Raw genomic sequence first — 2,869 nt, forward strand, 5'->3', positions numbered from 1 at the left:
CTACGGCCTCACCCAGGGCGTGGAGCACGTCGTCGAGATCTCGACCGGCGTGCGCCTGTTCGTGGGGCTCGAGGCCATCGGCGAGGTCGACGAGAAGGGCATGCGCACCGTCATGACCACCCTCAACGGTCAACTCCGCCCCGTCAACGTGCGCGACCGATCCGTGAAGGTCGAGACCAAGGCCGCAGAGAAAGCGGATGCCGGACGGCCGGGCGAGATAGCGGCCCCGTTCTCCGGCGTCGTGACCCTCAAGGTCGCCGAGGGCGCCGTCGTGGCCGCGGGCGACGCCGTCGCCACCATCGAGGCCATGAAGATGGAAGCGGCCATCACGACCCCCGTGGCGGGCACCGTCTCCCGCCTCGCCATCCCGGCCACCCAGCAAGTCGAAGCCGGCGACCTCCTGGTCGTCGTCACCCCCGGCGCCTGAGCGCGCTCCCGACAACGAAGGCAGCACCAGAGTGACCGTACGAGAGATCCGCATCTTCGGCGATCCCGTTCTCAAGACCGTCTCCGACCCGGTCGTCGACATCGACGACCGGGTGCGGGGCCTCATCGAAGACCTCCTCGACAGCGTCAAGGTGCCCGGCCGTGCCGGTGTCGCCGCGTCGCAGATCGGCGTGAATCTCCGCGCCTTCAGCTACAACGTCGACGGTGAGGTGGGCTACATCATCAACCCCGTGCTCGTCGAGGTCTCGGGCGAGCCCGAGCTCGTCGATGAGGGCTGCCTCTCGGTGCCGGACCTCTGGTTCAAGACCAGCCGCCACCCCTTCGCCCGCGCGACCGGTATCGACCTCGACGGCAATCCCGTCGAGGTCGCCGGCACGGGCGTCCTGGCCCAAGCGCTCCAGCACGAGACCGACCACCTCGACGGCCTCCTCTACCTCGACCGCCTCGACAAGCCCACCCGCCGCGAGGCCATGCGCCAGGTGCGAGAGGCGCCCTGGTTCTGAGTCGTCGGCGGTTCTGTGCAGCCGATGGGATCGCAGGTTCTGAGTAGTAATTGCCCATAACACTCAAGGCGGATGCGCCGCGAAGGTGAGAGGTCACCCACCCTCACTCTTCGAGAAAGCGATCCGATCCATGCAACTCCGTCCCTTCCGCCACGGCGTCTTCGCAGCGGCCCTCCTCACCGTGGTTGCGCTCCTGCCGGCCACGAGCGCATCCGCAGTGCCCGTGCTCGAAGCCCCCGTCTGTCCCCAGGCGAAGGCACTGACAGGGCTCGCGATCGCGCCGGCACCCGCGCTGGCCGAGCCCGACTACAACGCCGTGATCGAGATCTCGGCGGGTGCTCTGCCCGCCGGCGTGCTCCTCACCGGCGACCGCGACACCAAGACTCCCTATGTCTTCCGCGGAACCCCCACGGCCACGGGCACCTTCACCTTCACGGTCAAGCGCATCTTCGAAGACGCGAAGCCCCTGACCACCGACTGCACGATGACCGTCGGCACCCCGGGCGCCGTCTCGCGAATCGCTGGGACTGACCGCTACGACCAGGCCGGTGACATCGCGGCGGCGTTTGACGGGGCTGACACCGTCTACATCGCGAGCGGCACAAAATTCCCCGACGCCCTCAGCGCCGGCTCCGTGGCCGGGCTGCACAACGCGCCACTCCTGCTCGCCGGCAGCGATTCAGTGCCGGCCGCAACTCTCGCACAGCTCGATCGACTCCGGCCCGACGACATCGTGCTGGTGGGCGGCGAGGCGAGCCTCTCGGAGGGTGTTCGCAGAACCCTCGCCGACAAGTACACCGACAGCGAGGTCATGCGCATCGGAGGAGCCGACCGCTACGCGGTCTCACGTGCGCTGATCGCCGATAGGCAGTTCGGTAGCCCCAAGACTCGGACCGCCTACCTCGCGACCGGCACTAGTTTTCCCGATGCCCTCTCTGCATCCCCCGCCGCCATCCAGGTCACCGGCCCGCTTCTGCTCGTGCGTGAATCGCAGACCTCATTCACCGCCGAGGAGTCCACGTTGCTCACAAAGCTCGGCGTGAAGAACCTCCGCATCGCCGGTGGCCCCGCATCCGTCTCGGCGGCTCTCGAAGCGCACTTGGCGAAGTCGTACACTGTGACCCGAGCCAGCGGCGCGGATCGCTACGAGGCCGCGGTCTCGATCAACAAGGAGGGGTTCCCCGGCACAGTGAGCACGGTCTACCTCGCGAGTGGCACTGCTTTCGCCGATGCCCTGAGCGCCGCTCCGGTGGCCGGTGTCACTAAGAGCCCCGTCTACCTCGTGAAAAATGGCTGCGTGCCGAACTCGGTGCTGCAGGAGATCGTGCGCCTCGAGCCCGCGATGATCGTCGTGCTCGGTGGCACGGCCACTCTGAGCCCCGCCGTGGAGTCCCTCACCTCCTGCTGACACTCCTCACTACCCGTCAGAAAGCGCGCCTCCACCTGGCGGATTCAACGGGTCGTCGCAACACCGATTGAACTAGACACGTTCTAGCAGACGCTCGGCTGGAGTTTCCAGCCGAGCGTTTTGCATGGGCGGCAGTTGAGTTTCTGCGCGACGTGCTCGAGGTCCTCTGGCCCGTAGACGGCCAGGTCAGTGCTCTTCGGGAAGTACTGACGCAGTAGTCCGTTGGTGTTCTCGTTCAATACTCGTTGCCAGGGTGAGGCGGGATCGCAGAAGTAGACCGGGACTCGGGTCGCGATCTTGAACGCCTTGTGGCCGGCCATCTCTGCGCCCTGGTCCCAGATCAACGACCCGCGCAGGTGTTTGGGCAGGGTGCGGATCAGCTCGATGAGGACATCGCGGACGACTTCGGCGGTGTGTTCGCCGTCGGCCGTTCGAGTCGGGGCTCCCTGGCCCCACCGGCCGCGTCTACACGCACGAGATCCCGGGCGGGCAGCTCTCGAACCTCCGCCAG

Annotated in this window: 3 protein-coding genes and 1 pseudogene; 3 read left to right on the forward strand and 1 reads right to left on the reverse strand. The window is 67.1% G+C overall.

What is annotated here, in order from left to right:
- The 3 genes from N1028_RS19675 to N1028_RS19685 form a co-directional block, all read left to right on the forward strand.
- Positions 1-427: biotin/lipoyl-containing protein (locus N1028_RS19675; RefSeq protein ID WP_310795627.1), on the forward strand; the 427-nt coding region annotated here is incomplete at its 5' end.
- 31 nt (positions 428-458) lie between these two features.
- Entirely contained in the window at positions 459-950 is a 492-nt protein-coding gene (locus N1028_RS19680) for a peptide deformylase (RefSeq protein WP_259531231.1), read from the forward strand.
- A 130-nt stretch (positions 951-1,080) separates the two neighbouring features.
- Complete coding sequence (locus N1028_RS19685) at positions 1,081-2,358, forward strand: cell wall-binding repeat-containing protein (protein ID WP_259531232.1); 1,278 nt, start codon at positions 1,081-1,083, stop codon at positions 2,356-2,358.
- 72 nt (positions 2,359-2,430) lie between these two features.
- Here the strand turns inward: N1028_RS19685 and N1028_RS19690 are convergent.
- A pseudogene (locus N1028_RS19690) lies at positions 2,431-2,777 on the reverse strand (IS30 family transposase); the annotation flags it as partial.
- Positions 2,778-2,869: the final 92 nt, after the last annotated feature.

This window comes from Herbiconiux oxytropis (assembly GCF_024979315.1).
In the GTDB taxonomy this organism is placed as follows: domain Bacteria; phylum Actinomycetota; class Actinomycetes; order Actinomycetales; family Microbacteriaceae; genus Herbiconiux; species Herbiconiux oxytropis.